This window comes from Nitratidesulfovibrio sp. HK-II (assembly GCF_003402415.2).
Classification (GTDB): domain Bacteria; phylum Desulfobacterota; class Desulfovibrionia; order Desulfovibrionales; family Desulfovibrionaceae; genus Cupidesulfovibrio.
In genome coordinates, this window is record NZ_AP036014.1 from 53,665 (window position 1) to 78,798 (window position 25,134).

General features: G+C 69.3%; 19 protein-coding genes and 1 tRNA gene. 13 read left to right on the forward strand and 7 right to left on the reverse strand.

All coding sequences use genetic code 11. From position 1 onward, the window contains the following. Positions 1-2 precede the first annotated feature (2 nt). From RVX_RS00225 to RVX_RS00240, 4 genes are read left to right on the forward strand one after another with little or no spacing between them, the layout of a single operon-like run. Positions 3-1,283, forward strand: a complete 1,281-nt coding sequence (locus RVX_RS00225) for a lipopolysaccharide biosynthesis protein (protein WP_116307306.1) — start codon at positions 3-5, stop codon at positions 1,281-1,283. 13 nt (positions 1,284-1,296) lie between these two features. Continuing rightward, complete coding sequence (locus tag RVX_RS00230; RefSeq protein WP_116307304.1) at positions 1,297-2,190, forward strand: glycosyltransferase family 2 protein; 894 nt, start codon at positions 1,297-1,299, stop codon at positions 2,188-2,190. Then, on the forward strand, positions 2,187-3,629 hold the full coding sequence (locus RVX_RS00235) for a hypothetical protein (RefSeq protein WP_116307302.1): 1,443 nt from the start codon (positions 2,187-2,189) through the stop codon (positions 3,627-3,629). The genes RVX_RS00230 and RVX_RS00235 overlap by 4 nt, the downstream gene beginning before the upstream one ends. Continuing rightward, the gene (locus tag RVX_RS00240) at positions 3,626-4,747 is read left to right on the forward strand and encodes a glycosyltransferase (protein ID WP_116307300.1); all 1,122 of its coding nucleotides are present in this window, start codon (positions 3,626-3,628) and stop codon (positions 4,745-4,747) included. The genes RVX_RS00235 and RVX_RS00240 overlap by 4 nt, the downstream gene beginning before the upstream one ends. 190 nt (positions 4,748-4,937) lie before the next feature. On the opposite strand, the gene RVX_RS00245 is transcribed toward RVX_RS00240, so the two are convergent. From RVX_RS00245 to RVX_RS00255, 3 genes are all read right to left on the reverse strand, one after another. Beyond that, the gene (locus RVX_RS00245) at positions 4,938-7,025 is read right to left on the reverse strand and encodes a methyl-accepting chemotaxis protein (RefSeq protein ID WP_116307298.1); all 2,088 of its coding nucleotides are present in this window, start codon (positions 7,023-7,025) and stop codon (positions 4,938-4,940) included. A 353-nt stretch (positions 7,026-7,378) separates the two neighbouring features. Continuing rightward, complete coding sequence (locus RVX_RS00250; RefSeq protein ID WP_116307296.1) at positions 7,379-7,996, reverse strand: LysE family translocator; 618 nt, start codon at positions 7,994-7,996, stop codon at positions 7,379-7,381. Positions 7,997-8,072: 76 nt separating this feature from the next. After that, positions 8,073-8,148, reverse strand: a tRNA-Ala gene (locus RVX_RS00255). Between the two features lie 301 nt (positions 8,149-8,449). Here RVX_RS00255 and lgt point away from each other — a divergent pair. After that, entirely contained in the window at positions 8,450-9,247 is a 798-nt protein-coding gene (gene lgt / locus RVX_RS00260) for a prolipoprotein diacylglyceryl transferase (RefSeq protein WP_116307294.1), read from the forward strand. Between the two features lie 270 nt (positions 9,248-9,517). Beyond that, the gene (infA, locus tag RVX_RS00265) at positions 9,518-9,736 is read left to right on the forward strand and encodes a translation initiation factor IF-1 (protein WP_007525542.1); all 219 of its coding nucleotides are present in this window, start codon (positions 9,518-9,520) and stop codon (positions 9,734-9,736) included. A gap of 322 nt (positions 9,737-10,058) precedes the next feature. Here the strand turns inward: infA and RVX_RS00270 are convergent, their stop codons facing one another. Continuing rightward, entirely contained in the window at positions 10,059-12,029 is a 1,971-nt protein-coding gene (locus RVX_RS00270) for a sensor histidine kinase (protein ID WP_230404729.1), read from the reverse strand. 424 nt (positions 12,030-12,453) lie between these two features. Further along, the gene (locus RVX_RS00275; protein ID WP_116307292.1) at positions 12,454-13,650 is read right to left on the reverse strand and encodes a MerR family transcriptional regulator; all 1,197 of its coding nucleotides are present in this window, start codon (positions 13,648-13,650) and stop codon (positions 12,454-12,456) included. A 563-nt stretch (positions 13,651-14,213) separates the two neighbouring features. Between RVX_RS00275 and RVX_RS00280 the strand changes: the two genes are divergently transcribed. The 3 genes from RVX_RS00280 to RVX_RS00290 are packed head-to-tail and all read left to right on the forward strand — an operon-like array spanning position 14,214 to position 17,327. Continuing rightward, entirely contained in the window at positions 14,214-15,302 is a 1,089-nt protein-coding gene (locus RVX_RS00280) for a TRAP transporter substrate-binding protein (protein WP_230404728.1), read from the forward strand. A gap of 8 nt (positions 15,303-15,310) precedes the next feature. Further along, positions 15,311-16,042, forward strand: a complete 732-nt coding sequence (locus RVX_RS00285) for a TRAP transporter small permease (RefSeq protein ID WP_116307290.1) — start codon at positions 15,311-15,313, stop codon at positions 16,040-16,042. 1 nt (position 16,043) lies between these two features. Next, complete coding sequence (locus RVX_RS00290; RefSeq protein WP_116307288.1) at positions 16,044-17,327, forward strand: TRAP transporter large permease; 1,284 nt, start codon at positions 16,044-16,046, stop codon at positions 17,325-17,327. Between the two features lie 39 nt (positions 17,328-17,366). On the opposite strand, the gene RVX_RS00295 is transcribed toward RVX_RS00290, so the two are convergent. Next, positions 17,367-18,410 carry a LysR family transcriptional regulator gene (locus RVX_RS00295; protein WP_116307286.1) on the reverse strand — a complete coding sequence of 348 codons (1,044 nt, stop codon included), beginning with the start codon at positions 18,408-18,410 and terminating at the stop codon, positions 17,367-17,369. 193 nt (positions 18,411-18,603) lie between these two features. Between RVX_RS00295 and RVX_RS00300 the strand changes: the two genes are divergently transcribed. Both RVX_RS00300 and RVX_RS00305 read left to right on the forward strand, forming a co-directional pair. Then, positions 18,604-18,735: a hypothetical protein gene (locus tag RVX_RS00300; protein WP_268914475.1), complete on the forward strand. Its 132-nt coding sequence runs from the start codon at positions 18,604-18,606 to the stop codon at positions 18,733-18,735. Between the two features lie 287 nt (positions 18,736-19,022). Continuing rightward, a complete protein-coding gene (locus RVX_RS00305) occupies positions 19,023-19,607 on the forward strand; it encodes an NAD(P)H-dependent oxidoreductase (RefSeq protein ID WP_116307282.1) in 585 nt (194 codons plus the stop codon). A gap of 278 nt (positions 19,608-19,885) precedes the next feature. On the opposite strand, the gene RVX_RS00310 is transcribed toward RVX_RS00305, so the two are convergent. Further along, positions 19,886-22,012 (reverse strand): peptidase U32 family protein, encoded by a 2,127-nt coding sequence (locus RVX_RS00310; RefSeq protein WP_116307827.1) that lies wholly within the window; start codon positions 22,010-22,012, stop codon positions 19,886-19,888. A gap of 1,058 nt (positions 22,013-23,070) precedes the next feature. Here RVX_RS00310 and RVX_RS00315 point away from each other — a divergent pair. After that, positions 23,071-23,940 carry a dihydroorotate dehydrogenase electron transfer subunit gene (locus RVX_RS00315; RefSeq protein WP_007525564.1) on the forward strand — a complete coding sequence of 290 codons (870 nt, stop codon included), beginning with the start codon at positions 23,071-23,073 and terminating at the stop codon, positions 23,938-23,940. A gap of 27 nt (positions 23,941-23,967) precedes the next feature. Further along, a complete protein-coding gene (locus RVX_RS00320) occupies positions 23,968-24,894 on the forward strand; it encodes a dihydroorotate dehydrogenase (protein WP_172596631.1) in 927 nt (308 codons plus the stop codon). Positions 24,895-25,134: the final 240 nt, after the last annotated feature.

Consider the following 25,134-nt stretch of genomic DNA (forward strand, 5'->3'; position numbering starts at 1 on the left):
CCGTGAACATCAGGCGGAACCTGGCTGCCCGCATGCCCCGCCTGCGCACCTTCCTTTCCTTCGGGGCCATCCAGGCGGCGCAGATGGTGCTGCCGCTGCTGGCCTTGCCCTATCTTTCCCGCGTGCTGGGTCCGGAATCGTTCGGCGCGACCTTGTACATGCTGGCGGTGTCGGCCGTGGCGGGCATGTGCGTGGAGTGGGGGTTTGCGCTGGGCGCGGTGCGCGATGTGGCCACGCATCGGGATGATCCCGTGGCGCTCGGCCGTACCGTGGCCGACGTCCTGTCCGCGAAATGCCTGCTGGCGGCGGTCTGCGCCGTGCTGGGCGTGGCGGGGTGGGCGCTGTTGCCCCTGGCAGGGCAATATCCGTGGGGGTTCGCGCTGGCCGTGGCCAACGGCGTTGCGCTCGGGTTCAATCCGTTGTGGTTTTTTCAGGGCCTTGGCGCGGGGGTCGCCCGGGTGGCCGCCTGCGAAGTGGGCGGAGGGCTGGCCGTGCTGTGCCTGATGCTGCCGCTGGTCCGAGAGCCGGAGCACTGGACGCGCTACCTGCTGTTGCTGCTGCTGATCCGGGCGGGGACGTATGCATGGCTGACCGGGCGTGTGTTCTCTTGCCTTGGGTCGCATGCCGCGTCCATGCGCCTGTCAGGGGGCTGGCGAGCCCTGCGCGACGCACGGCACCTGTTTCTGGCGCACCTGGGAGCCATGGCCAAGACGCACGGCGTGCCGCTGTTGCTGGGCGGGGCGCTGCCCGCGCGGGACATGGGCATGCTGATCGCTTGCGACAAGATGGCGCGCGGGCTGGTAAGCCTGACCATGCCCGTCATCCTTACCCTGTTCCCCGAATTGTGTGCCGCCCGGCGGCAGGGGCGCGGAGATGACGTGCTGCGCCGCGTGCTGGTGGCCACGGGCGCGGCCATGGGGGTCGGCGCGGTGGCGGTCTGGGGGCTTGCGCCCTGGCTCGTCAGCGTGGCGATGGGCCCGGAGTACGCGCAAGCCGCTCCGCTGTTGCGCTGGCTGTGCCCGCTGCTGGTGCTGCTGCCTCTCAACTGCGTGCTGGGCACGCTGGGCCTGGTCCCGCAGGGCAGGGAGCGGGCGCTGACGCTGGCCATCGGCGCGTCGTCGCTGGTTGGCCTCTCGGCCGCGCTTCCGCTGGCGGGCACCTACGGCGTCGTGGCCGGGACATGGCTTTCGGGGGGAATGGAAGGGCTGATCCTCGTCATCCTGTTCATCGCGTTGCGCCGGGCCAGCCCCCATTCGCCCCGGCCCGCCCGCCATCATCCGTAGCCAGGGAAACCGCATGCCCGTCACCGTCAGCGTCGTCGTGCCCGTTCGCAACGCCATCCGCTACCTTGCGCAGACCATGGAAGTCCTGCTTGCGCAGACGCTGGCAGATGCGGAGATCGTGCTCGTGGACGACGGCTCCGACGATGGTTCGGGCGAGATGTGTCGCGCCTGGGCGCGTGAGCATCCCGGCCGGGTGACGCTGGTGACCCCCGCCAATCCGGTGGGCACGGGCCGGGCGCGCCAGTTGGGCATCGCCGCCGCATCGGGCGAGTACGTGGCCTTTGCCGACGCCGACGACATCCCCGCGCCGGACATGCTGGAGACCCTGCACCACGCCGCGCTGCGGCATGGCGCGGACATGGTCATCGCCGGGTATGCCGTGCACAGGCGGGCGACATCCTTCACCGTCCGTGCCGACGAACGCCCCGGAACGCCGCTGCGCCACAGGACAGACATTCTGGCCCCGGTGTGGAACAAGCTGTTCCGCAAGGAGTTCCTGCTGGCCAACGACATCACCTTTCCCGCGTCGAAGATGTTCGAGGACGGGGTGTTCGTGTACAAGGCCCTGGCCTGCGGCCCCCGCGTGGCGCTCTGCCCAGGGGTGGTCTATACCTACATCCGGCGCGACCACAGCGTCTCGTCGGACATCATGATGCGCTGCGAGGCCATGGACAGCCTTGCGGACCTGCGCGCCTTCCTGAAGAAACGCGGGGTGTTTCGGGACTTTCTGGCCGTATACGCCAGGCTGGTGTTCCTGCACTGCGTGTATTACCCGGCCTGCCTCGTGGGCATCGATTCCGTGTGGCACGGGCACCGTCGCATGGAGAACCTGCGTAACGTCTTGCCGTACCTGCGGGAGTTGCTGTGCTTCATCATGACAGGCAGGCGGAGCGGAGCCGGGGCATGATCCGCCTTCTTCCGCTGTTCGCCTTCGCGCTGGTTCCCATCGCCCTCTGGCAGCGCTGGATTTTCACGTTCATTCCCAATTACCACATGCAGCATCTGCTGTTCTACGTGGCGCTTCCCGTGCTGTGCTGGGCATGGGCGAGCGGGTCGTGGAACCCCCGCCGGGCGTGGCGGCGCATGCTGCCGCTGCTGCCCGTGGCGGCGCTGATTCTGGCTGTGCAGGGCGTGGCGGCGTGGAACAGCGCCCTGCGCTTTCCGGTCGAAGGCGTGCCCGCCTGGCGGGCCGTGGCGGTTTCGCTGGTGAAGCTGGGCATGCAGATGCCGTTCATCGCGTTCTTCATGGAATTGTGCCACCTGCTGATGGGAGATTCCGCCAGCCGCCGCAACGTGGTGCGCGGGGGTGTTGCCGGATTCGTGGCATTGTGCGCGCTGTGCGCGCTGCAGGGCGTGTACGCCTATGGCGTGGGCTTCGGGCTCGTCGGGCCGGACAAGATGGCAGGCTATGCGCAATTTCTGCGGGGCCTTGCCGCCGTGTTTGAAGCGCGCTGGGGCGACGCTGTCTACGACTTTTATTCCAACGGCAGTTACGCGCTGACGATCTTGCGCATCAACGGGACGTTCGAGGAGGCGTCGGCACTGGCGGTCATGCTGGGCGTGCTCTTCGTACCCCTGGGGTTCGGACTGACCGGGCTTGCCGATGGCGCGGCGCGCAGGGTGGGGTATGGCCTGGTGGCGGGTTCGTGCCTGTTCATGGTGCTGGCCCTGACCAGCACGGGCCTGGTGCTGGTGCTGGCGGCGGTAGCGTTGCTAGCCCGTGCGGCCTTCAGGCGGTATCCCCGCGCCGGGGTGGCCCTGCTGGGTCTTGTCATCGTGTGTGCAAGCTGGGCAGCGCTGGCGGTGGATCATATTCCAGATCATGCCCGCCCATTCATCAACCGGCTCAAGACCGGCGAAATCGAACACCTGCCCCGCTACGTGCTAGCGCGCGAACTGCTGGGGACGGCGAGGGAGCATCCCCTGGTCGGCGTGGGACGGGGCTGGTCCTCGCCGCATGTTCTGGAACGCGAGGGCTATCACGCCGCGATGGGCGACTACGAGTTGGCGTGCTGGGCGGTGCGCGGCAGGCTGCCCATCCTTTCCGCGTTGCCGGAACTGCTGGCTGAATACGGATTCCCCGTGGTGCTTGCGGCCGCCTTCGGACTGTATTGTCTCTGGCGACGGCTGCGGCGTCTGCACGCGCTTGCCCCCGACTCGGCAGCGTTGTCGTTCGCCAGCGCGTTCTGCGGCCCGTGGCTGGTCATGTTGCTGGTGGCGTCATTGGGGTCTTTCGACATCCGCAATCCGTTGATCGCGTTGCCGTTCTACTGTTTGCTGGCGTTGGCGCGCGGCGCGGCCGATGACGGCGCGGCGGGCATGCGCGGGGAAGGCGCAGCCGCATGATCCGCTGCCAACTGCTCATGCACAGCCACGGAGGCGGGGCCGAGCAACTGGCCCTCCTGCTGGCGCGCGAACTGGACCGCCGCCGCTTTGCGCCCACCGTGGCCTGCCTGCGCCATCTGCCCGGGTTGGCGGCCGAAGTGCCCCCGGACGTGCCCCTGCTCATGCCAAAGGATGCCACGGCGTGGGCAGCCCTGCGCAATCTGGCTCGCATTCGGCGCGACTGCGCGCGCAGCGACGTGGTGGTGGGCACGCTGGAACTGCAAAGCCTGCTGGCCGCCGCGGTGCTGGCCCCGCGCGGCAGGGCCGTGGGCTGGCTGCACAAGGATGTTCCCGGCTATCTGGCCCAACGGGGCAAGGGCTACGGCCGACTGTACGCCACCCTGCTGGGCGCGGCCGCAGCGCGATGCCGGAGGCTGGTCTGCGTCAGCGAGGGGGTGCGTGCCTCCACGGCGGCGTTGCTGCCGGGGTGCGATGCCGCCCTGCGGGTGCTGTGGAACCCCGTGGATATCGACAGGATACGGCGCGGGTCCGAAGAACCGCTGCCCGAATCGCTGGCCCCGTATTTCCGTGACCCCGTGGTGCTGGGCGTGGGCCGACTGGTGCCGCAAAAGGCCTTTCACGTGCTTATCCGGGCGCATGCCCTGTTGCGCCAGCGCGGCGGGCGGCAGGCACTGTGCATCGTGGGGGAAGGGCCGGAGCGCCCGTTCCTGGAGGCGGAGGCGAGACGGCTGGGCGTGGCCGATTCGACGCTGCTGCCGGGCTTCCGGAACCCCTGGCCGCTGATGCGCCATGCCCGCGCCCTGGGCGTGAGCTCGGCCTTCGAGGGTTTTTCCCTGGTCATCGTGGAGGCCCTGGCGCTTGGCCTGCCCGTGGTTGCGACGGACTGCCCCAGCGGGCCTTCCGAGGTGTTGCAGGGCGGCGAATTCGGCACGCTGGTGCCCGTGGGCGATGCCGCAGCCCTCGCGGATGCGTTGCAGCCTTTGCTGGGTGACGCCCCGTGCGTCGATGTCGTCCGCGCGGCCGCCGGTCACGCGCGGGCCGGGGATTTTTCCCTTTCCCGCACCGTGGGGGCCTGGGAGGCGTTGCTGGAGGAATGCGCGGCGGTTGCCAGGGGCTGACGGCACGCCGCCTTGCCCGCCCTTGAGGGAAAGGGACGGCGCGATGCGGCGCACATGCATTTCCCGACGACAATGGGCCGGTCCGCCATGGACCGGCCCATTGTCGTTGCAATGTCTTTCTCTTCGCCGGGGCCGACCGCTGGGCGCGTTCCGTCCCGTGCCAGGCCTGTCGTCACGGCCTGTCGGGGCGCTACTTCCCGCCCTTCAGTTCGCTGATGATGCCCGCGATCTGGGCCATCTGGCCGGAAAGGTCGTGCACGGCCTCGGCCGCGCGAGCCACGCCATTGGCGGTGTCCGCCGTGATGCGGTTGATTTCGTCGATGGACCGGTTGATCTCGTCGCTGGTGGCGGACTGCTGCTCCGCGGCGGTGGCGATGCTGCGGATCTGGTCGGCCGAGGTTTCCACCCCGCGCACGATCTCGTCCAGCACCCGGCCGGACGCGCCGGTCAGCTCCACCACCCGCTCCATGTCCTGCACCGCGCCGTCCACGGCCAGCATGTTCTGGCGCGCCTCTGCCTGGATGGCCCGGATGGAATCGCCCACCTGCTTGGTGGCCCCCATGGTCTTTTCCGCCAGCTTGCGCACCTCGTCGGCGACCACGGCGAATCCGCGCCCGGCGTCACCGGCGCGGGCCGCCTCGATGGCGGCGTTCAGCGCCAGCAGGTTGGTCTGGTCGGCGATGTCCTCGATGACGTTCATGATGGCCCCGATGGATTCCGCCTGTTGCCCCAGCTTGTCCATGTTGGCCTTCAGGTCCATGGTGCGGTCGCGGGTGGCCTGCATGGCCTCCATGGAGCGCTGCACGGTGCGTTCGCCGTCCTGGGCCTTTTCCTTGGCGTTGGCGCTTTCGGTGGCCGCCTCGCCGGAATTGCGGGCCACCTCCAGCACGGTGGCGTTCATCTCTTCCATGGCCGTGGCCGTTTCGGCGATGCGCTGGCCCTGCACCTCGGCCCCGTGGCGGATTTCCCCGGTCTGGCGGGCGATTTCGGCCGAGGCGGCGGCCACGTGGGCCACCACGTCCTCCAGCCGCAGCGCCGCTGCCTGCATGCCCTCGCGCTGGGCCACCTCGGCCTGGGCGCGGGCGGCTTGCGCCTCTGCCGTGGCCTCTTGCGCGTCACGGGCGCGTCGTTCGGCCTCTTCGGTCTTGCGGGTGATTTCGGCGATGTTGCCTTCCAGCGTGGCGGCCATCTCGTCCAGCGCGGCGTAGATCTGGCCGATTTCGTCCCGGCGGGAAAGACCGATGCGCGAGGCGTAGCGGCCCTGCGATATCTCGCGCAGGAAGGCGGTGACCCGCAGCAGCCCGCGCACCACCAGCCGGTCCATGAACAGGCCCAGCACCACCAGGATGGCCGCCACGGAAACGGCCATGACGATGCCGATCTGCCACAGCAGGTCGTTCACCCCGGACAGCACCTCGGCCTTGTCGATGATGCCGATGAACCGCCAGCCCAGCGCGGGCGAGGTGAACACCTCGGCCAGGCATTGCGTGCCGCCGATGCGCACCTCGGCCGAACCGGAGCCGAGGTCGAACAGGGTCTTGAACGCCGGGTCGCCCGCATCGGCGATGTTCTTGAAATTCATGGTCTTGTCGCGCGGGTTGGCGACGACGGCTCCGTCGCCCTGCACCAGCAGCACGTAACCGCTCTTGCCCAGGCGGATGGTGGCCATGGTGTCGGACAGTTCGTTCAGGGTCAGGTCTATGGCGGCCACGGCCACGGTTTCGCCGCCGCGCACATAGGCCTTGGCAACGCTGATCATGGCGTCGCCGGTGGTGCCCTTGTAGGCGGCGGTGACCTGCGGCTGGGTGGTGTCCTTCAGCGCCACCTGCCACCACACCCGGGTGCGCGGGTCGTAGCTCTTGCGGGTGCCCTGCACGTTGCTGAGCACGTTGCCGCCCCAGCGGGTGCCAACGTATACGCTGTCGTAGCTGGGGTGGGTGGTCTTGATCCATTGCAGCAGCGGGCTCATCTGCTGGCCGTAGGTGTCGGCCGGCGCGGGGGTGCGGGGCTTTTCCTCGGGGCCGAGGTAGCTGGTCACCCGCTCGTCGATCAGGGCGTTGAGGGGGCTTGCGGCGATCATGGCCGCGTTGCGCCGTGCGTCGTCCAGCAGAAAGCCCATGGCCCTGTCCACCTGCATGATCTCGTTGCGCGTGGCCGTGGAAAACGCCGCCACGGCCTGGTCGCTGACCCGCGCGTGGATGATGGCGTAGATGACGACGAACGGGATGATGACGGTGAGGCAAAGCCCCACCAGCAGGGTGAATTTGATGGACCGCATGCGGGGCTCCTGTGGGTTCGTGCGCACCGGGTGGGGGGGCGCCAGGACGGGGCTGCGCCCCGGATGTGAAGAGTGTATCCGGGCGGCAAGAGAGCGGGAAGTATATCCCGCAGATTGCCAGCGATGAATGACGGATTGCCGACCGCTGGCAGACGGTCGGGTGAACGCGCAGGAGACTGCGACGGGCGGGAGGAGGACTGCCGGCGGCGAGAGCGGGTGAATCAAAGGCGCGCGAAGCGCCCCACTTCATGAACTGCGCGAACAGTCAAGCATGTGAGAGGGGCAACGGCGCGGGTGAAGCCGGGGCGAGGCGGAATGGGTCGGTCCGGAAGAGAGGGCCGCGCTGGCGCGGGCTACCGCCTGCTGGCCGCAAGCATGCCCGCCGCGCCGCACAGGATGGTGGCCGTGACCTTGCTCTGGATATGCTCCAGCGACCGGCCGCGCAGCCATTGGAAGGCCCGCGCGCCGAACAGCGCGTAGGAAACCGCGCTGCTGCCCTGGATGACGAAGAAGCTGGCCGCAAGAATGAGAAAGTGCCCGGTATAGTGCGCGGGTTCGATGAACTGCGGAAAGAGCACGGTGAAGACCAGGATGGACTTGGGGTTGGACATGCCGGTGGCGAAGCCCAGGCAGAACTGCCTGCGCGGCGTGGGCGCGGGGCGGGCGTTCATGTCCCCCACTGTCATGGGGGGGCTCCGCCAGCTCTTCAGGGCCAGCGCCAGCAGGTACGCCACCCCCACCCACTTGATGCAGTTGAACACCACCACCGAGCCTTGCACGATGGCCCCAAGGCCGAAGTACACCACCACCATTTGCGCGCAGTAGGCGCACGAACCGCCCAGAATGGCGGGCAGGGTGCGCGCGAACCCGTTGCGCACGCTGGTGGACATGGAAAACATGGTCATGGGCCCCGGCGTGTAGGCGATGGCCGTCATGAGCAGGAAGTAGGTGAACCACGTGCCGAATGCCATGTTGTCCTCTCCTGTGTGGCGTGTGGAACGCAAAAAGGCGCAGGGGTTACCCTTTCGGATAACCCCTGCGAAATTCTGGTGGAGCTGAGGAGAATTGAACTCCTGACCTCTTGAATGCCATTCAAGCGCTCTCCCAACTGAGCTACAGCCCCAAGCGGAAGTAGGTTCTTGCCCGAAACCCCTCGGGTTGTCAACAGTGTTGTGCGCAATGGGCGCGAAACGGCCGGAAACCCGGACGGACAAGCGCTGGCCGGGGCGCGCCGGTGTCCTGCCGTGTCGGGACGGTGGCGCGCCGATGGCTGGCGATTTCCCGGCCCGGCGCGTTCACCGTTCCGCCACGTGCCCGACATTGACGGAAGCGGGCGCGGGCCGTACCACAGGCTCGGGCGCTCCGCCGGGCCTGGTCCCGTTCGCGCCCTTTCCGCAACCATCAGCATCACCCGGAGCCGTCCGATGCTCGCATACCCCCGCATAGACCCCGTGGCCATTTCCATCGGCCCGCTGCAGTTCCGCTGGTACGGGCTGATGTACCTGTTCGGTTTCGTGTCCGGCTGGTGGCTGGGGCGTCGCCGTGCCGCGCAGCCGGGCAGCGGCTGGCAGCCGCAGGAAGTGGACGACATGGTCACCTGGGCCATCTTCGGCGTGGTGCTGGGGGGGCGGCTGGGCTACATCCTGTTCTACGATCTGGCCTATTATGTCAGCCAGCCCGCAGCCATCCTGCAGATATGGCACGGGGGCATGTCCTTTCACGGGGGGCTGCTGGGGGTGCTGTTCGCGGTGTGGATGTACGCCCGGCGCAGCGGGCGCGACTTCATGTCCGTGGTGGATTTCGTGGCCCCGCTCATTCCGCCGGGGCTGTTCTTCGGCCGCATCGGCAACTTCATCAACGGAGAACTGTGGGGCGCGCCCACCACGCTGCCGTGGGCCATGGTGTTTCCCGATGGCGGCCCCTTTCCCCGCCACCCCTCGCAATTGTACGAGGCCGCGCTGGAAGGCGTGGTGCTGTTCGCCGCCGTGTGGTGGTTCTCCGGCCGCAAGCGGCCGGTGGGCGCGGTGTCCGGCCTGTTCGGCCTGCTGTATGCGGTGTTCCGCTTCGCCGTGGAATTCGTGCGCGAGCCCGATCCGCAACTGGGCTACCTGGCCTTCGGCTGGCTGACCATGGGCCAGGTGCTGTGCCTGCCGCTGTTCGGCGTGGGGCTGTGGCTGTTGCTGCGCGGCCGCGCGGCGCAAGGGGACCCCTCCGCCCGCTAGACACGGCGGGACGGCCCCGCCGACTACAGGATCATGCCGTCCAGGGGATCATGCGGGGGCGGTTCCGGCGTTCGGCAGGCGGGAAGGCGGCTCTTCCGCCCGTCACTCCGTCATCCCGTCAGGGCGGTCCACCTGTTTTTCCGGCGTGCGCAATGGCTCGCGAACCCTTGTGCGGCGCGGTTTTGTTGACAAAACCAGCGTTTTGTGGAATGGCGGTGAAGCTGATTCGCCCCGCTGGAACGGGGTTCGCGAGAACGAGACGGAGGAACCATGGCGAAGGAAGATGCCATCGAGGTTGACGGCGTTGTGCAGGAAGCCCTGCCCAACGCGATGTTCCGCGTGGAGCTCGAGAATGGCCACGAAGTGCTGGCCCACATCTCCGGCAAGATGCGCAAGTTCTACATCCGCATCCTGCCCGGCGACCGTGTGAAGGTAGAGCTTTCACCGTACGACCTCACGCGCGGCCGCATCACCTACCGCATGAAGTAACCTCCGCCCCACCTTCCGCTGTTCTTCCGGCCTCTCCCGCGTGCCGGAGGCGCGGCGATTCCGCACCGTCCCCCACAGCCCGTCGTTTCCGCGCCCCGCGCGGCAGTGGCGGGCTCATTGCATTGGGCGTGGCGGTCAGCTGCGCGCCATCCCTCAACGTCGGGGCCGCGTTGCGGCCATTCCGCGTAGGCGCGTCGCCTTCGCCTCCGCCCCCAATGCAAACGGGGACGCCGCGTGGCGTCCCCGTGGAATGAGGCCGGGCCGGAAAGCAATTGCCGTGATGTGTCTGCCCGTTGCCCGCCGCGAGTGGGCGGGCGCATGGTCATGCCTTGCGCGGGGTACCGGCGGGTTCGTCCGGCACGCCGGATGCTGCCGCCGTGGCCTGTGCGTCGGGTGCGGCCTGTGCGTCCGACGCATGGAATCCGTCTGCTGCGGCATCGGGCACGGCAGCCATACCCACGCCCTCGCCGCTGTCCGCCACCTCGCCGTTCGACGCCTCGTCTTCGGGCCGGGGGGCGAGCAGCATCACGAAGAACGCGGCCCCGGTGCGGGTGGCGGCATCCAGCGGGCTTTCCACCCAGATGTCGCCGCCGTGGCTCATGACGATGCGGCGGCAGATGGCCAGGCCCAGGCCCGCGCTGCCGTTCTTGGCGCCGTCGCCGTCGCGGTCCAGGCGGTAGAACCGCTCGAAGATGCGCTCGCGGCTCTTTTCCGGAATGCCCGGCCCCTGGTCGCTCACGCACAGGGTTACCCGGCCATCGGCGGCGGTGGCGGAAACGGCCACCCTCGTGCGTGCCGGGCTGTACTTGATGGCGTTGTCCAGCAGGTTGCGGAACACCTCCACCAGTCCGTCGCGGTCGGCCAGAACCAACAGCGGGGCGGCCCCCACGCCGTTTTCCAGCACGATCTCCTTCTGCGCGGCCACCGGTTCCAGTTCGCGCACGGTCTGGCGCAGCACCTCGGCGGCGTCCACCCCGGTCAGGGCCACCTTCTCGCCCTTGTGTTCCGAACGGGCCAGCACCAGCAGGCTGTTGACCATCTTGGTCATGTGGTTGGCGTTCTTGAGGATGGTGCGCAGGAAGGCGGACATCTGGTCGCGCGAAGAGGGCGGGGCCTCCAGCAGCGTTTCCGCGTAGCCCTTGATGCTGGTGAGCGGGGTCTTGAGCTCGTGCGAGACGTTGGCCACGAAGTCGCGCCGGATGCGCTCCAGCTTTTCGCGCTCGCTGGTGTCGTGGAACACCAGCACCATGCGCTGGCCCGATGCGTCGCGGAAGGGCACCAGCGAAATCTCGAAGGCGCGCCCCTCGCCAAGGTCGGTCTGCATGCTCGCGCCGCGCGGGTCGGGGGCCACCAGCATCTCGTCCACCATGCGCTGCAGCTCGGGCTTCATGGTGGCCTCCAGCGGGGTTGCCCCCAGCTTGTTGCCGATGCCCGTGAACATGGCGGTGAGGGCGTGGTTCATGGATTCGATGCGTCCGGCGGCGTCCAGCACCATGACCCCTTCGTGCATGCCGTTGAACACGGCCTCCAGCCGACCCTTCTGTTCGTTCAGCTGGTGCAGGTGCTGCTCTATGTTGTGGGCCATGCCGTTGATGGCGTGGGCCAGCGGGCGCAGCTCGCGGCCGGGAATGTCGCGGATGCGTCGGCCGAATTCCCCCTGGCCGATGGCCTGCGCGGCCATGGCCATGGTCTCTATGCCGCGCAGCAGCGGCCGCGTGACCAGCAGCCCCAGCGCGCCGCTGGCCAGCAGCGAGAACAGGAAGGCCCAGACCAGCCCCTTTTCCATGCGGTCCAGGCGGTCGTGCACCACCGACAGCGGCAGGGCAAGGCGCAGGGTGCCGGGGTCCAGCCCGGCGATGCCGTCCACCTTGCGGGCGGCGTAGATCAGGTCCTTGCCCAGCGTGGCGCTGAAGCGCACGTCGGTGCCCAGCGTGCCCGCCTGGGCCAGCACCACCTCCGGGCGGCCTGCGTGGTCTTCCAGCGTGGTCAGGCGCTCGTAGGGCACGTCGGAATCCGCCATGACCCGGCCGCCCACGATGTAGGTGATGCGGATGCCCGTGCGGCGCGACATCTCCGTGACCCAGGAGTTCAGCGACTGGTACGAGGGAAAGGCCTGGTGCTCGCGCAGCAGCCAGTACGTGGTGTCCACGTTCTCGGCGGCGCGGGCCTTGGCCTCCAGCAGCACGTCGCGGCGCAGGGTCTTGTCGAAATAGAGATAGGGCGGCAGCAGCGCCACGATCAGCAGCAGCCAGGTGCCCACGACGAGCCGTTTGCGCAGGGAGTACTGTTTCATCCTCTTGGTCTCGCGCGGGTTCGTGTCGTGCCCGTCACACGGATGTTACAATTCGTCGAACGTGTGTCGGGCGGCATGCGGGGACGGCCTGCCGCCAGGTCACGAACGCCCGGTGGGGTGCCCGCTGTCCGGTGTGGTGTCGGGTTCCCGGGTCGGGCCGCCGACCCGTTCGCGACGGTGAAAGGCGGCACGGTGTTCCGGCGCGCCTGGCCAGGCCATTCCGGGCCATGTGGATGGACGCGTCCGAGGCAGTCCGGCAGGGGCGGCACTGCGCCGTGGCCCACGAGGGACCATCCATGCAGAATGCGCGAGATGCCCCGGCGTTGCAAGTCGATTGGCGCATCCGGGCAACGCGGCGGCGCGGCCCCCTGTCGCGCGGAAAGGGCCGCCCGGCCCGGAAGCGAAGCCGAGGCCCCGCGTCCGGCTAGCCCTGCACGGCGCGCAGGAATCCGTAGATTTCCGTGGGGTGGGCCTCCACGCCGTTGGCGATGTAGCGGCGCACCACGGCCACCTGGTTGCCGCGCGGGGTGACCGATTCGTCCACCAGCAGCACCACGTCGTAGGGTTCGGCGGCCTGGGGCTGTTCCAGGGTCAGCCACCAGCCGCCATCCTCGGCTGTTTCGCCGCGCAGGGCGTAGTGGTCCGGCGGCTGGAAGGCGAAGGCCAGCATGGCCTTCAGGTCGTTGATGCAGAAGCGGCCGCGCGCCCGCCCGGCCACGCCCAGGAATTCGCCCTGGGGCGACTGCACCACCAGCGGCAGGGCCAGCAGGTGGCGGGGCGGGTCTTGCTGTGCGGGGTAAGATGCCTCGGGTGCGTCGAGGGAGTTTGGGGCGCCGGGGGCGGGTGCGGCCATGCCGCCAGGGAAGGGCACGACCCGGCCGCCGGAACTGGCAGGGTTGGCGGCAGTGGCGGGGCCGTCCCCGCGGGCGTGGTCGACCCCGGTGGATTCGGCGGTCGGATCGCCGGAACCGGCTTCCGCTTGCGGCGTTGCGGGCGTGCCGGACGTTGTGGGCGCGCCGGGTTCGGTGGGCGCGGAAATCGCCGGGGCCACGGGCGCACCCTGCGCCGCATCGGCGGATAGGGCGCGTAGCAGCGCCTCGAACCGTGCCGCCAGGGTCTGCGCCTCGTCCAGCCAGGCGGGGCGGCCGAGCGCACCTGCCACGCCTGTCGCCCCTTCGCCGCCCTGGACCAGCCCGCCAAGCAGGGTTTCGACGTGCTGCACCCGTTTCAGGATGGCGTTCTGCTGTTGGGTCAGCCCCACCATGCTCTTGGCCAGGTTGCTCACGGCCAGGGTGAAGTCCTGCGGCAGTTCCACGCGCGCGGGCTGCGGCGGGGCGGCGGGCTCGTCGCCGTCGTCCTGCCCCTGGGCGGGGGCTTCCGGCGCTATCCACGCGAATTCGGAGGCCAGGCGGGCGCGCACCTCTTCCACCGACATGCCCATCTCGAACAGGTCGCGGATGCGCAGGGAAACCGCCGCCGCCTCTGCCGTGAAGCGGATGGGCTTGCCCTGGCTGGCCACCGGGATGCAGTCCGGGAACTTGCGACGGTAGCTCTTGACCGTGGTTTCGGAGACGCCCAGCATGCGGGCGAGGTCGCGGTGGGTGAGGTTGCCTTCGGTCATGGTGATCCTTTGGTGTGTCTCTGGTCGTGCGAAGCCGTGGGGATGCGCGCCCGTGTCCTGAGGTCGCGGCGGGGGGCATGGGCGGCGTGGCGCGGGTGCGCGTCGCGGTGTTGTGTGCTAGGCTGGAAATGCCCGCAAAGGGTATCCGGAGGCATCGTTGGCGGAGCGCAACCGGTGGAATACACCGCCGGGACGCGCTGGCGGGACGCGCCGACAGGGGTTGAACCCCGCCGCCCGAGCGGCTATGGTGCGCGCCCGTCGCCGTCTGACGCAGCACTTGGGCAGCAGCCGGGCACAGTCGACCCGCTTTCGGGTGGGCATGCGATGCAGCCGAGCCGCGAATATCGCGTGCTTATCATACGGCTACCGGTATTTCAACCTGTAGTGGCAGGTGGTTCACGATGGGACATCGTGCGCTTTCCGCAGAGTTGACGATACCGACGCGACTGCCGCCCCCTGCCGCATCCCCCCGGCCAGACGACCTGCCGGATGTCCGGCCAGACGTTCTGTCGGATGTTTGGCCAGACGGCCGGCCCCTTCCACCGTACCGGCGAGGACCCACCATGCACCGCCTTTTCCGTTGCCACCCCCCGTTGCCGTCCGGGCTGTCCGCACATGCCGCCCCGTCCAGACCAAAACGCACGCCATCGGCCGTTGTCGCGGTCCTCGTCCTGACGCTGGCCTGCATCGCGGCAGCCTTGTCCGGCACCGCCCGGCCCGCCCTTGCGGCCAGCGCCCCCACGGAGTTGACCCTGGCCGTGGTGACCACGCCCGGCTCGGCCCAGCATGTCTGCGCCGAGCGGTTCCGCCAGTTGCTGGAAGAACGCTCGCGCGGGGCGTACCGCGTGGTGGTGCACCATTCCGGCACCCTGGGCACGGAGACCGAAATCCTGCAACAGCTCCAACTGGGCGGCGTGCAACTGGCCATCATCACCCTGGGCGTGCTCGACCCGTTCGTGCCCGAGGTGAAGGTGCTGGACTACCCCTTTCTGTTCCGCGACGCGGCCGAGGCCGACCGCGTGCTGGACGGGCCGACAGGCAGGGCGCTGCTGGATGCGCTGGAGCGGGTGGGCCTGAAGGGGCTGCACTTTTCCGAGAACGGCTTCCGCCACCTGACCAACAACGTGCGCCCGGTGCGCACCGTGGACGACGTGCGCGGCCTGAAGGTCCGCGTGCTGGAATCGACCCTGCACCGCGAACTGTGGCGCGCCCTGGGGGCCAACCCCACGCCCATGGGTTGGCCCATCTACGCGGAATTGCAGCAGGGCACCATCGACGGGCAGGAAAACCCGCTGTGGGTCATGGCGGAATACCGCATGCCCGAGGTGCAGAAACACCTTTCGCTGACCGGGCACGTCTATTCCGCCCACGCCGACCTCGCCAACCTGGCCTGGTTCAACGGCCTGCCCGAGGCCGACCGCGCGCTGGTCATGCGGTGCATGGCCGACGCCGCCGCGTACCAGCGGGCCTACAACCGCGAGAAGGACGCAGACTACCTGCGCCGCCTGCGCGAGGCGGGCATGCAGGTGGTGGACGCGCCGGACCTGGCCTCGTTCCGCGCCCGCGCCGACGCGCTGCGCCAGGGGCCCCTGTTCGCCGAACCGCGCACCCGCGAGATGCTGGCCCGCGTGCTGGCGGCGGTGGGACGCTAGGGGCGAGCATGGGGGCCGCGTTGTCGCCCGCACCCCCCGGTTCCGGCGGTCCTGCCGGTCCTGCCGGACCTGCCGGAACTGCCGGACCCGCCGCCGCGCGCCTGCTCTTCGTCGTGGCCGACCGCTGCGACGCGCTGGCCCGCCTGTGGCTGTCCGTGGCCACCCTGGCCATGGCCGGGCTGCTCACCGCGCAGGTCATCTTTCGCTACGCGTTCAACCATTCGCTGTTCTGGTCCGAGGAGTTGGGCCGCGCCCTGCTGGTGCAGCTGACCTTCATCGGGGCGTCGGTAGCATGGCGCGGCCGTGCGCACATCGGCATGGACGCGCTGGTGGCGCGCCTTTCGCCGCAATGGGCGTGGCGGGCGCGGCTGCTGGTGCTGTGCGTGTGCTGCGCGTTCTTCGGGGCCGTGGCCTGGCACGGCGCGCGGTTCACCCTGTTCCTGCTGCCGCAGCAAACGGCGGCACTGGGCGTGTCGCGCGCCGTGGTCTTCGCGGCCGTGCCCGTGGGCGGGGCGCTGCTGACCTTGCACGCACTGGCGGACCTGTTGTCTCATCTGTGGCCCGGTGCGGCCAGCTCTGAAGGATGTGGGGTTCCAAGGGGCGATAGCCCCTTGGCCGCCGGAGGCACCCAAAACGCAGGCATTGAGAGCAGCCTGAGGGGTGATCGCGGTGCCAGGTTGGCCGCCGCGCCGCCTTTCGGGGCCACAGCCGCAGACACCACCACGCCGGAGGGCCGCTGACATGGTGGCCCTGATCCTGTTCGGCGGCATGGTGCTGCTGTTCGCGCTGAACGCGCCGGTGGCCGTGGCCTTGGGGGGGGCGGCCTTTGCGGCCGTGCTGGCCAAGGGGCTGTCCATGCCCGGCGGGCTGGAGCCCATGCTGGCCGTGCAGCGGCTGTATGCCGGGGCCGATTCCTTTCCGCTGCTGGCCGTGCCGCTGTTCATGCTGGCCGGTGAACTGATGTCCGCCGGGGGCATTTCGCGGCGTATCGTGGCCCTGGCCGACGCCCTGGTGGGCCACCTGCCAGGCGGCCTGGCGGCGGTTTCGGTGGTGTCGGCCATGTTCTTCGCCGGGGTGTCCGGATCCGCCGCCGCCGACACGGCGGCCGTGGGGTCCATTCTCATCCCGGCCATGGTCCGGCGTGGCTATCCGGCCCCGCTGGCGGGCGCGGTGCAGGCCGCCGGGGGGTGCATCGGGGTGATCATTCCCCCCAGCATTCCCATGATCGTGTTCGGCGCGCTCACCGGGGCCTCCATCGGCCGGTTGTTCGCGGGCGGGCTGTTGCCGGGGCTGCTTATGGGCGCGTCGCTGGTGGCCCTGTGCGTTGTGGAGGCGCGGCGCACGGGCCGGGTGCCGGAGCGGCGCTTCGACGCGCGGGCGCTGTGGACCGCCATCCGCTCCGGGGCGTGGGCGCTGGGCGCGCCCGCCATCATTCTGGGGACCATCATCGGGGGGGTGGCCACCGCCACCGAATCGGCGGCCATGGCCGTGGCCTATGCCCTGCCCGTGGGGCTGTACGCCCACCGCGAACTGCGCTGGCGCGACCTGCCGCGCCTGGCCCTGTGCGCCGGTGTGACCTCCGCCGTGGTCATGCTGATCATCGCCGCCGCCTCGCTGTTCGGATGGGTGATGGCGCTGGAGCGGTTGCCGCAGGCCATCGCGGCGTGGATGCTGTCCCTGTCCGGGGACCGCATCGTCCTGTTGCTGCTGGTGAACCTGCTGCTGCTGGTGGTGGGCGCGTTTCTGGAAACCACCGCCGCCATCCTGCTGTTCGTGCCGGTGCTGGCGCCGCTGCTGCCCGCGCTGGGCATCGACCTGGTGCACCTGGGGGTCATCGTGGTGGTGAACCTGGCCATCGGCATGCTCACCCCGCCGCTGGGGGTGTGCCTGGTGGTGTCATGCTCCATCGCGCGCATTCCGCTTTCGGCCATCAGCCGGGCCATCGTGCCCCTGCTGGTGGTGTTGCTCATCGACCTGCTGCTGGTGACCTTCTGCCCGCCGCTGGTGCTCTGGCTGGGCGGGTAGGACTTCCCGCCCTTCCGGGTGCCGGGGCCGCGCCCAACGTCAGTCCGCCGGGGTCTCCCTCTCCGCGTCCTCTCCGTTCGGCCCGTCCGCCCCGCCGAAATCCCTCTTGAGGAACGGTGTGGCGTTGCCGTTCGCCGCTGCGGCATCCCCCTCGCCGCCGAAACTGCCCACCACGTCCAGAAAGCCGCGCAACAGGGCATCGTCGCGCCCGGCGCGCCACACCAGGTCCAGACGAATGTCCGGCAAGCCTGGCCGGATATCCGGCAGGCCGGACGTATGGCCCGTTGCCCCGTTGCCTGTCGCCACGTCGCGGTACACCACGCCCTCGCGCGGTTCGCTGCGGGCGGAAGCGGGTACGATGGCCGCGCCCACCCCGGCCGCCACCAGGGCGCGCTGGGTGTTCAGGCCCACCGCTTCCTGCGGAACCTCCGGCGAGAAGCCCGCCGCACGGCACGCGGCAATGACGGCGTCGTACGCCGCCGGAAACACCCGGCGTGGGTAGAGGATCAGCGGCACCCCGGCCAGCGCGGCCAGGGGCACCACCCGGAGGCTGGCCAGCGGATGCTGCGCGGACAGGGCCACCACCTGCGGTTCGCGCAGGAAGGGGGCATGGTCGAAGCCCTCCGGCAGGCCGTCCAGGTTGCGCAACAGGCCCACGTCCAGTTCGCCGGATTCGATGCGCCGCAGTTGCAGCAGGGTGCCCATTTCGCGCAGTTCCAGCCGCACGCCGGGGCAGTGCGCCCGGTAGGCTGCCACCGCCTGCGGAAAGCGCGTGGCCGCCGCGCTGACCACAAAGCCCAGCCGCAGCCGCCCCCGCTCACCCCGCGCCGCGCCGCGCGCCCGTTCCACCGCCGCGTCCAGTCCGGCCAGTAGGGCCTGCACGTCGTCGCGCAGGGCCTCGCCCGCAGGGGTGGCCCGCACCGTGCGGCTGGTGCGCTCGAACAGGCGCACCCCCAGCTCCTCTTCCAGCGCTTGAATCTGCTGGCTGAGCGGCGGCTGCGAAACGTGCATGCGCCGGGCGGCCCGTCCGAAGTGCAGTTCTTCCGCCACGGCCAGGAAATAACGCAGCTGGCGCAACTCCATGATTGATATCCTCTGCATATTGATTGGCCCTTAAAATCGAATTGGACATATCATTCGGTGCGCCGTAGCGTCCAGACCATGCACTCGGCCCCCGTGGCCGGTTGGTGCGTACGGACAGGTGGAGCACGACAGGCGGTTCAGGATGGTCTTGGCCGCCCGCTCCATCACCCGGCAACAGTATCCGGAGCATGCCATGTTCGCACTTGCCGTCATTCAGCCCCGCCCCGACCGTCGCCCGCCCGTGCTGGTGCGCCTGATGCTGGCCGTGCTGATGGGCGTGGTGCTGGGCGTGGCCATGGGGCTTGGCCCCACGCTGGCCCCGTAACGCTCGCCCCATTCGACCGCCACGCGCCAAGGGCCCGCCTGAAGCCCGGACGCGCGAAACAAGGACGCCCCCTACCTGCCGGAGGGGGCGTCTTTTGTCGTTGGTGCGGAACGGGGCTGCGGGTGCCGTCGCCTCGGATGGTGGCCCATGGTGGCCCCCCCCCACGCACCAAAAAGTGCCTGCTTGACCGGGCCGCCCAGCGGGATATTTGTGGGACAGTACCAAACCGCGCCCGATGCCCGGCAGCCTGTTTCTGCCGGGCGGGCGCACAGCCCAGCGAGGTTGCCATGAACGTCCTGATCATCAACGGGCACGAGCCCTATCCCTTTTCACCCGGCACACTGAACCGCCACCTGGTCGAACTGGCCCGCACCACGCTGGAAGGGCTGGGCCACACGGTGCAGGTCACCGAAACCAGCAAGCCCTACGACGTGGCGGAGGAAATCGACCGCCACCTGTGGGCGGACAGGATCATCGTGCAGTCGCCGGTGAACTGGATGGGCTTTGCATGGAGCTGCAAGAAGTACATGGACCACGTTTATTCCATGGGTACCGACGGCAGGCTGTGCCAGGGCGACGGCCGCAGCCGCTCCGCGCCGGAACGGCAGTACGGCTCCGGTGGGGCGTTGCACGGCAGGCAGTACATGCTTTCGCTGACCTTCAACGCGCCCGCCGAGGCCTTTGGCGATGCCGGGCAGTACCTGTTCGGCGGCAAGACCGTGGACGACCTGTTCTTTCCCGCGCACATGAACTTCCGGTTCTTCGGCATGACGCCGCTGGAAACCTTCTGCTGCCACGACGTGGTCAAGAACCCGCGCATCGAGGAAGACTGCGAACGGTACAAGGCGCATCTTGCGCGGCTGTTCGGGTAGGGCAGGCTCAACCGGAATGCTTGCGTGCATGAAAAAACGACGCCCCATGCTGGGGGGCGGGCTGTTGACGTAATATTAAAAGTTTTGGGGGGAGGGGGTGCGGGGGAGGAGACCCTTTACACGCTTTGCGGACGCCATCCGTACGGCTCGGAGACTCGCCTACGGCTGCCGCAAAAGGGTCCCTCCCCCGCAAGAATTTCGGGTTGTCGAAAACGCAAAGACGCCCTCTGCGACAGGGGGCGTCTTTGCATTTCGGTCGGGCGGAAGCTCCGATTTGGCTACAGCAACGGAATATCCCAGTTGAAGGGACTGGTCCGGCGCGGCTCGGGCACGGTCTGGGGCGGGTGCTCGTCGATGCGCACGAACAGGGTGTACCCGGCGGATTCCAGCTGGGCGCGGCGGTCCTCTATGTCCAGCGGCCAGCCGGGGTAGATCCAGGTGTTCTGGCCGTAGCGGCGGGCCCAGAACACCTCGTTCTTGGGGCTGTTGAACGGCTCGCCCTGCTTCAGGCCCTCCAGATGGTGGCGGGTGACGCCCATGGGCCAGTAGCCGGACAGCACTACGCCCAGCGGCAGGCAGCTCTGGCGCGGCAGGGCCAGCATGTCCTCTCCGGGCAGTTCGGGGCTGACGATGGCAGCGGCAAAGCCCAGTTGGCGCAGTACGGCCAGCGCGGCCGGGTTGGCGGTGTTGCAGAAGGGACCAGCCGTCAGCGACAGGTCGCGTCTGGCGTGCGCATCGCCGAACAGGCTGACCTGCCACGGCGCGTTGAGCACGAAGTGGCGCGCCCCGTCGCGGACGGCCTCGCGGGCCATGCGCAGCCACTGGGCCTCCTCGTCCGGCCAGATCACCGGGGGCAGCCACCACGAGATGCGCGGGTACAGCGTGCGCGACACCTCGCGCAGGGCTTTCGGCGACAGCCACAGGCCCATTACCGTGCCGGGCCGCACCCCGGCCTTGCCCTCGCGGCCGTGCGGCAGCGAGCCGCGCAGGATCACGTCCAGCGGGCGCGCGGCCTTGCCGGGGGCGGGGTAGGTGGGGGCGAATTCCACCGGGCCGCCTTCGCGGCGGGCGTCGCGGTGGCGTTCCAGCTTGGACTGCCAGGTGCGCACCTCGCGCGTCAGTTCCTGTTCGCGGCGGTCGATGAGGAACACCGGCGTGCCCAGCTTGGGCGTCTTGTGGCGCGGCAGGCGCAGGTTGAAGGTGCCCGCCTTGGGGATGTGGCGGGCCACCGGCAGGGTGGTGTGCCACGATTCGTCCTCGTAGCCGATGCGCAGGAGGTCCTGCGGCAGCAGCTCGAAGCGCGGCCTGAAGTAGATGCCGCCCTCCGGGGTCTGGCCCACCTTGCCCGCCAGCAGGCCGGAACTGGTCTGCTCGCCGGGGGCGGTGGGGTCGCCCCCGCGCTGGGGCAGGAAGCGGGCGTGGGTGCCGGGACGGCCAAGGGCCATCTCCAGGATGTCCTCGGCCTGCTTGCGGGCCTTGGGATCGTCCGGGTTGTCGCGCAGCAGGCGGTAGGCCGACACGGCGTAGTACACGTAGTGCGGCCCCTTCTTGCGGCCCTCGATCTTCCACGAGGCCAGGTGCGGCACCGACAGCAGCGTCTTGGCCAGCACGTCCAGCGAAAGGTCCAGGCACGAGAAGAAGCGCCCCTCGCGGCCCTTCTGGCGGTACACCCGGCGGCAGGGCTGCACGCAGCGGCCGCGCAGGCCGCTTTTGCCGCCCATGTAGCTGGACCAGTAGCAGCGGCCCGACACGCAGTAGCACAGCGCGCCGTGCACGAAGAATTCCAGGTCCAGCCCGTCCGGGCAGGCGGTTCCGCAGGCGCGGATTTCGTCGATGTTCAGCTCGCGCGGCAGGATAACCCGGCTGGCCCCCAACTGGCGCGCCACGGTGAGCGCGGCGGGGTGGGTGATGTTGGCCAGCGTGGACAGGTGCATCTCGCCCGTGAACCCGGCCTGCCGGGCGATGTCCAGCATGCCGAGGTCCTGCACGATGAGCGCGTCGGGCCGCACGTCGCGGGCCAGACGGGCCACCAGGCGTCCGGCGGCGTCGGTGTCGCCCGGCTTCAGCATGGAGTTCATGGCAACGTAGATGCGGCGGCCCTCGGAGTGGGCCAGGTCCGTCAGCGCGGCCAGTTCGCCGGTGGAGAAGTTTTCCGCCTGCATGCGGGCCGAGAAATGTTTCAGGCCCAGATACACCGCGTCGGCTCCAGCGGCGAAGGCGGCCAGCGCGGCGGGCATGTCGCCCGCCGGGGCGAGGATTTCGGGGGTGCGCAGGCCGTCCGCCTGGGCTGGCGCGGCACTGCCGGATGCGGCCGAGGCGGTCCCGCTGGGGGGCAGCAGTTCCGCCAGTTCCGCGTCGGTCAGGCGGGTGCGGCGGTGCTCGCGTTCCGGGGCGCGGTCGTCCACGAATTCGTCGGCCTTGCCCGAGGATTGGGCCGGATTGCTCGGACGCGCAGGGCGCGACGGACGATCCGCGCGGGGGCCGGAACGGTCATCACGCCCACTGTCCCGGCGACTGTCGCGGCGTTCCCCGGCGCGGGTATCACCGCCACGAGGGTCGGTTGTCCAGTCGTCGTGGTCCCGCTTGCCGGAGCGTTTTCCGGACTGTTTGCCGGACGGCTTGCCGGATTGTCTGTCGGACGGCTTGCCCGACTGTTTGTCTGTCGGCTTGCCCTGCTGCCCGCCATGCGGACCGCCCTGGCCAGCGGGGCGCTTGCCGCCGCGCGGGCCGGTGGGCTTTTGCGCATCCTGCCCGTCTTCCTGCTGCGGTCGACGGGTGCGGGTGGGGCGGTCCTCGCGTTCGGCCTGCGCGCCGCTGTCCTTACGGGCCGGACGTGCGGGGCGGGGGGCGCGGGACTGCTGGTCGTCACGCCCGCGCGAGCGGGGGGCGTCGCCCGTATCGGGCTTGCCGGACTTCCCGGATTTCCCGGTCGCGTCGGGCTTTTTCGGACCGGCCGGGCGCTTGCCCGTGGCGGCGGCGCCCTTGGGGCCGGATGCGGGGCGTGAAGGCTTGCTGGACATGACTATGTTTCTCCGCAGGGGGATGCACTATGCGTTGGGGGGATGCCCGCCCGGCGGAAAAGGCCGGATGAAGGATCGGCGCGCGCGGGGGGCTGCGTGGCGGCGGTGACGTGATGACGTCGCGGTGGCCGCACGGGGAGCAGTGCATCTAACCATAGAACGCCCGCATGGCAACCGCAATGGTTCGCGCCCATTTCCGGAGGTGGCGCGGGGGGGCGCATCCGCATCGCATCCTCATCACGTCCTCATCGTATCTGGGCCGCATCCGCGTCGTACCGGGCCATGTGCGCGGCCCCGCACCGTCCACCGGAGCTTGACCCGGCCCGCGCCGCCGACTACACCCGTATGCACGGGGGGCACGCGCGGTTGCCGTCTCCGGGTGCGCCCGCACCCCGGCGGCCACACGACGCGGCCACATTCTTTTCGAGGACACCATCACCGCCATGAACACACCCGCCTGCACCGACCTGACGGTGCTCGACCTCGTTCCCTTCGGACAGACCGGCGGCGAGGCCCGCTTCTTCGCCCTGCGCCTGGAACGCCCCCAGTGGGCCGACTGGAAGCCCGGCCAGTTCGTCATGCTGCGCCCCGCCGGATGGGCGCTGGACATGCTGTGGGCGCGCCCCTTCTCCATCTGCCGCATCAGCGCCCGCGACCTGGTCATCTTCTTCCAGGTGGTGGGGCGCGGCACCGCGCGCCTTGCCCAACTGCGCACCGGCGACGTGGTGCACGTGTGGGGCCCGCTGGGCAACGCCTTCGCCATGGAGCCGGACACCCCCACCCTGATGCTGGCCGGGGGCATCGGCATCGCGCCGTTCATCGGCTATGCCCACACCCACCCCAAGCCGTGGAACCTGTGGATGGATTTCGGCCACCGCATGCCGCTGGGGTGCTACCCCTTCGAGAGCATCAACGAAAAGATCATGGCCGACAGCCACCACGAGGAAGGTCCCGAAGACCTTTCGCGGTTCATCGAGACCATGGGCCGCAGGATGCGCGAATTCCGCGACCAGAACGGGCTGGTGCTGGCCTGCGGGCCCACCCCCTTCCTGCGCACGGTGCGCTCGTTCGCGCTGGAATACGGCGTGCGCACCCAGCTTTCGCTGGAAACGCGCATGGCCTGCGGCGTGGGCGCGTGCCTGGGCTGCGTGTGCCGCACCACCGAGCAGTGGCCCGACCCGGCCAGGGCGGGCGGCAACGTGCAGACCTGCACCCAGGGCCCCGTGTTCTGGGCGGAACAGATCACCTTCGACGACGAAACCGCCGCCCCGCCCACGGCTGCCGATGCGCCCGTGCAGGCCTGCGAACGCTAGGGCCAGGACGAGGAGCAGGATACACTCATGATCGACATGCACGTTACCCTTCCCGGCGGGCTGCACCCGCTGACCCTGAACAACCCGGTCATGACCGCCTCGGGCACCTTCGGGTACGGGGTGGAGTTCACCCCCTACGGCGACCTGACCAGGCTCGGCGGCATCGTGGTCAAGGGCCTGTCCCTGGCCCCGCGCCGGGGCAACCCCATGCCCCGCGTGGCCGAAACGCCTTGCGGCATGCTGAACGCCGTGGGGTTGCAGAATGACGGCGTCGAGTACTTCGTGCGCACCACCCTGCCCAAGCTCCCGTGGCGCGAGGTGCCCATCGTGGCCAACCTGTACGCCTGCGACCCCGGCGAATTCGGCGAACTGGCCGCCGTGCTGGCCGCCGAAGAGGGCGTGGCCGCGCTGGAAGTGAACATCTCCTGCCCCAACGTGAAGGAAGGCGGCGTGATCTTCGGCCAGGACCCGCGTCAGGCCGCCAAGGTGACCGAGGCGGTGAAGATGCGCGCGGGCAGCAAGCCGGTCATCGTCAAGCTGTCGCCCAACGTCACCGACATCGCCCACATGGCCCGCGCCGTGGAAGACGCCGGGGCCGACGTGCTGTCCTGCATCAACACCCTGACCGGCATGGGCGTGGACATCAACACCCGCAAGCCCCTGCTGGCCAACGTGGTGGGCGGCCTGTCCGGCCCGGCCATCAAGCCCGTGGCCCTGCGCTGCGTGTGGCAGGTGGCGAAAGCCGTGTCCATTCCGGTCATCGGCATCGGCGGCATCACCAGCGCGGAGGACGTGCTGGAATTCCTGCTCGTCGGCGCGCACGCCGTGCAGGTGGGCACCGCCAACTTCATCCGCCCCGACTTCGTGTTCCGCCTGGTGGACGACCTGGCCGCCCTGTGCGAGCGCATGGGCATTGAGCAATGGGATGATTTCAGGGGCACGCTGAAGGTGTAGCGGGGCGCGCTGCGTTCTTTCGCTCTCCGGCTGCGTCAGATTCGTTTTTTACTCCGGTCACGTACGACAAAAGTACGCTCCCTTCGTAAACAAACGAATCTTCCTTGCCGGAGAACGAAATTTCCGCAGCGCGAGCTGGTGTGAATCCCTGTTCAAAAGAAACGGCACGGCTGTAATACACCGTGCCGTTCTATTGTGGGTTATCCGGGCGGAAGGTGCGGGTAATGTTCCCCTCTCTCG

Excerpts from the sequence above, each read along its gene's own strand:
- RVX_RS00320 (WP_172596631.1), top strand. The coding sequence starts at position 23,968 with ATGATCGACATGCACGTTACCCTTCCCGGCGGGCTGCACCCGCTGACC.
- RVX_RS00270 (WP_230404729.1), bottom strand. The coding sequence starts at position 12,029 with ATGAAACAGTACTCCCTGCGCAAACGGCTCGTCGTGGGCACCTGGCTG.
- RVX_RS00230 (WP_116307304.1), top strand. The coding sequence starts at position 1,297 with ATGCCCGTCACCGTCAGCGTCGTCGTGCCCGTTCGCAACGCCATCCGC.
- RVX_RS00240 (WP_116307300.1), top strand. The coding sequence starts at position 3,626 with ATGATCCGCTGCCAACTGCTCATGCACAGCCACGGAGGCGGGGCCGAG.
- RVX_RS00235 (WP_116307302.1), top strand. The coding sequence starts at position 2,187 with ATGATCCGCCTTCTTCCGCTGTTCGCCTTCGCGCTGGTTCCCATCGCC.
- RVX_RS00305 (WP_116307282.1), top strand. The coding sequence starts at position 19,023 with ATGAACGTCCTGATCATCAACGGGCACGAGCCCTATCCCTTTTCACCC.
- RVX_RS00290 (WP_116307288.1), top strand. The coding sequence starts at position 16,044 with ATGGTGGCCCTGATCCTGTTCGGCGGCATGGTGCTGCTGTTCGCGCTG.
- lgt (WP_116307294.1), top strand. The coding sequence starts at position 8,450 with ATGCTCGCATACCCCCGCATAGACCCCGTGGCCATTTCCATCGGCCCG.
- RVX_RS00245 (WP_116307298.1), bottom strand. The coding sequence starts at position 7,025 with ATGCGGTCCATCAAATTCACCCTGCTGGTGGGGCTTTGCCTCACCGTC.
- infA (WP_007525542.1), top strand. The coding sequence starts at position 9,518 with ATGGCGAAGGAAGATGCCATCGAGGTTGACGGCGTTGTGCAGGAAGCC.
- RVX_RS00285 (WP_116307290.1), top strand. The coding sequence starts at position 15,311 with ATGGGGGCCGCGTTGTCGCCCGCACCCCCCGGTTCCGGCGGTCCTGCC.
- RVX_RS00280 (WP_230404728.1), top strand. The coding sequence starts at position 14,214 with ATGCACCGCCTTTTCCGTTGCCACCCCCCGTTGCCGTCCGGGCTGTCC.
- RVX_RS00275 (WP_116307292.1), bottom strand. The coding sequence starts at position 13,650 with ATGACCGAAGGCAACCTCACCCACCGCGACCTCGCCCGCATGCTGGGC.
- RVX_RS00295 (WP_116307286.1), bottom strand. The coding sequence starts at position 18,410 with ATGGAGTTGCGCCAGCTGCGTTATTTCCTGGCCGTGGCGGAAGAACTG.
- RVX_RS00300 (WP_268914475.1), top strand. The coding sequence starts at position 18,604 with ATGTTCGCACTTGCCGTCATTCAGCCCCGCCCCGACCGTCGCCCGCCC.
- RVX_RS00315 (WP_007525564.1), top strand. The coding sequence starts at position 23,071 with ATGAACACACCCGCCTGCACCGACCTGACGGTGCTCGACCTCGTTCCC.
- RVX_RS00250 (WP_116307296.1), bottom strand. The coding sequence starts at position 7,996 with ATGGCATTCGGCACGTGGTTCACCTACTTCCTGCTCATGACGGCCATC.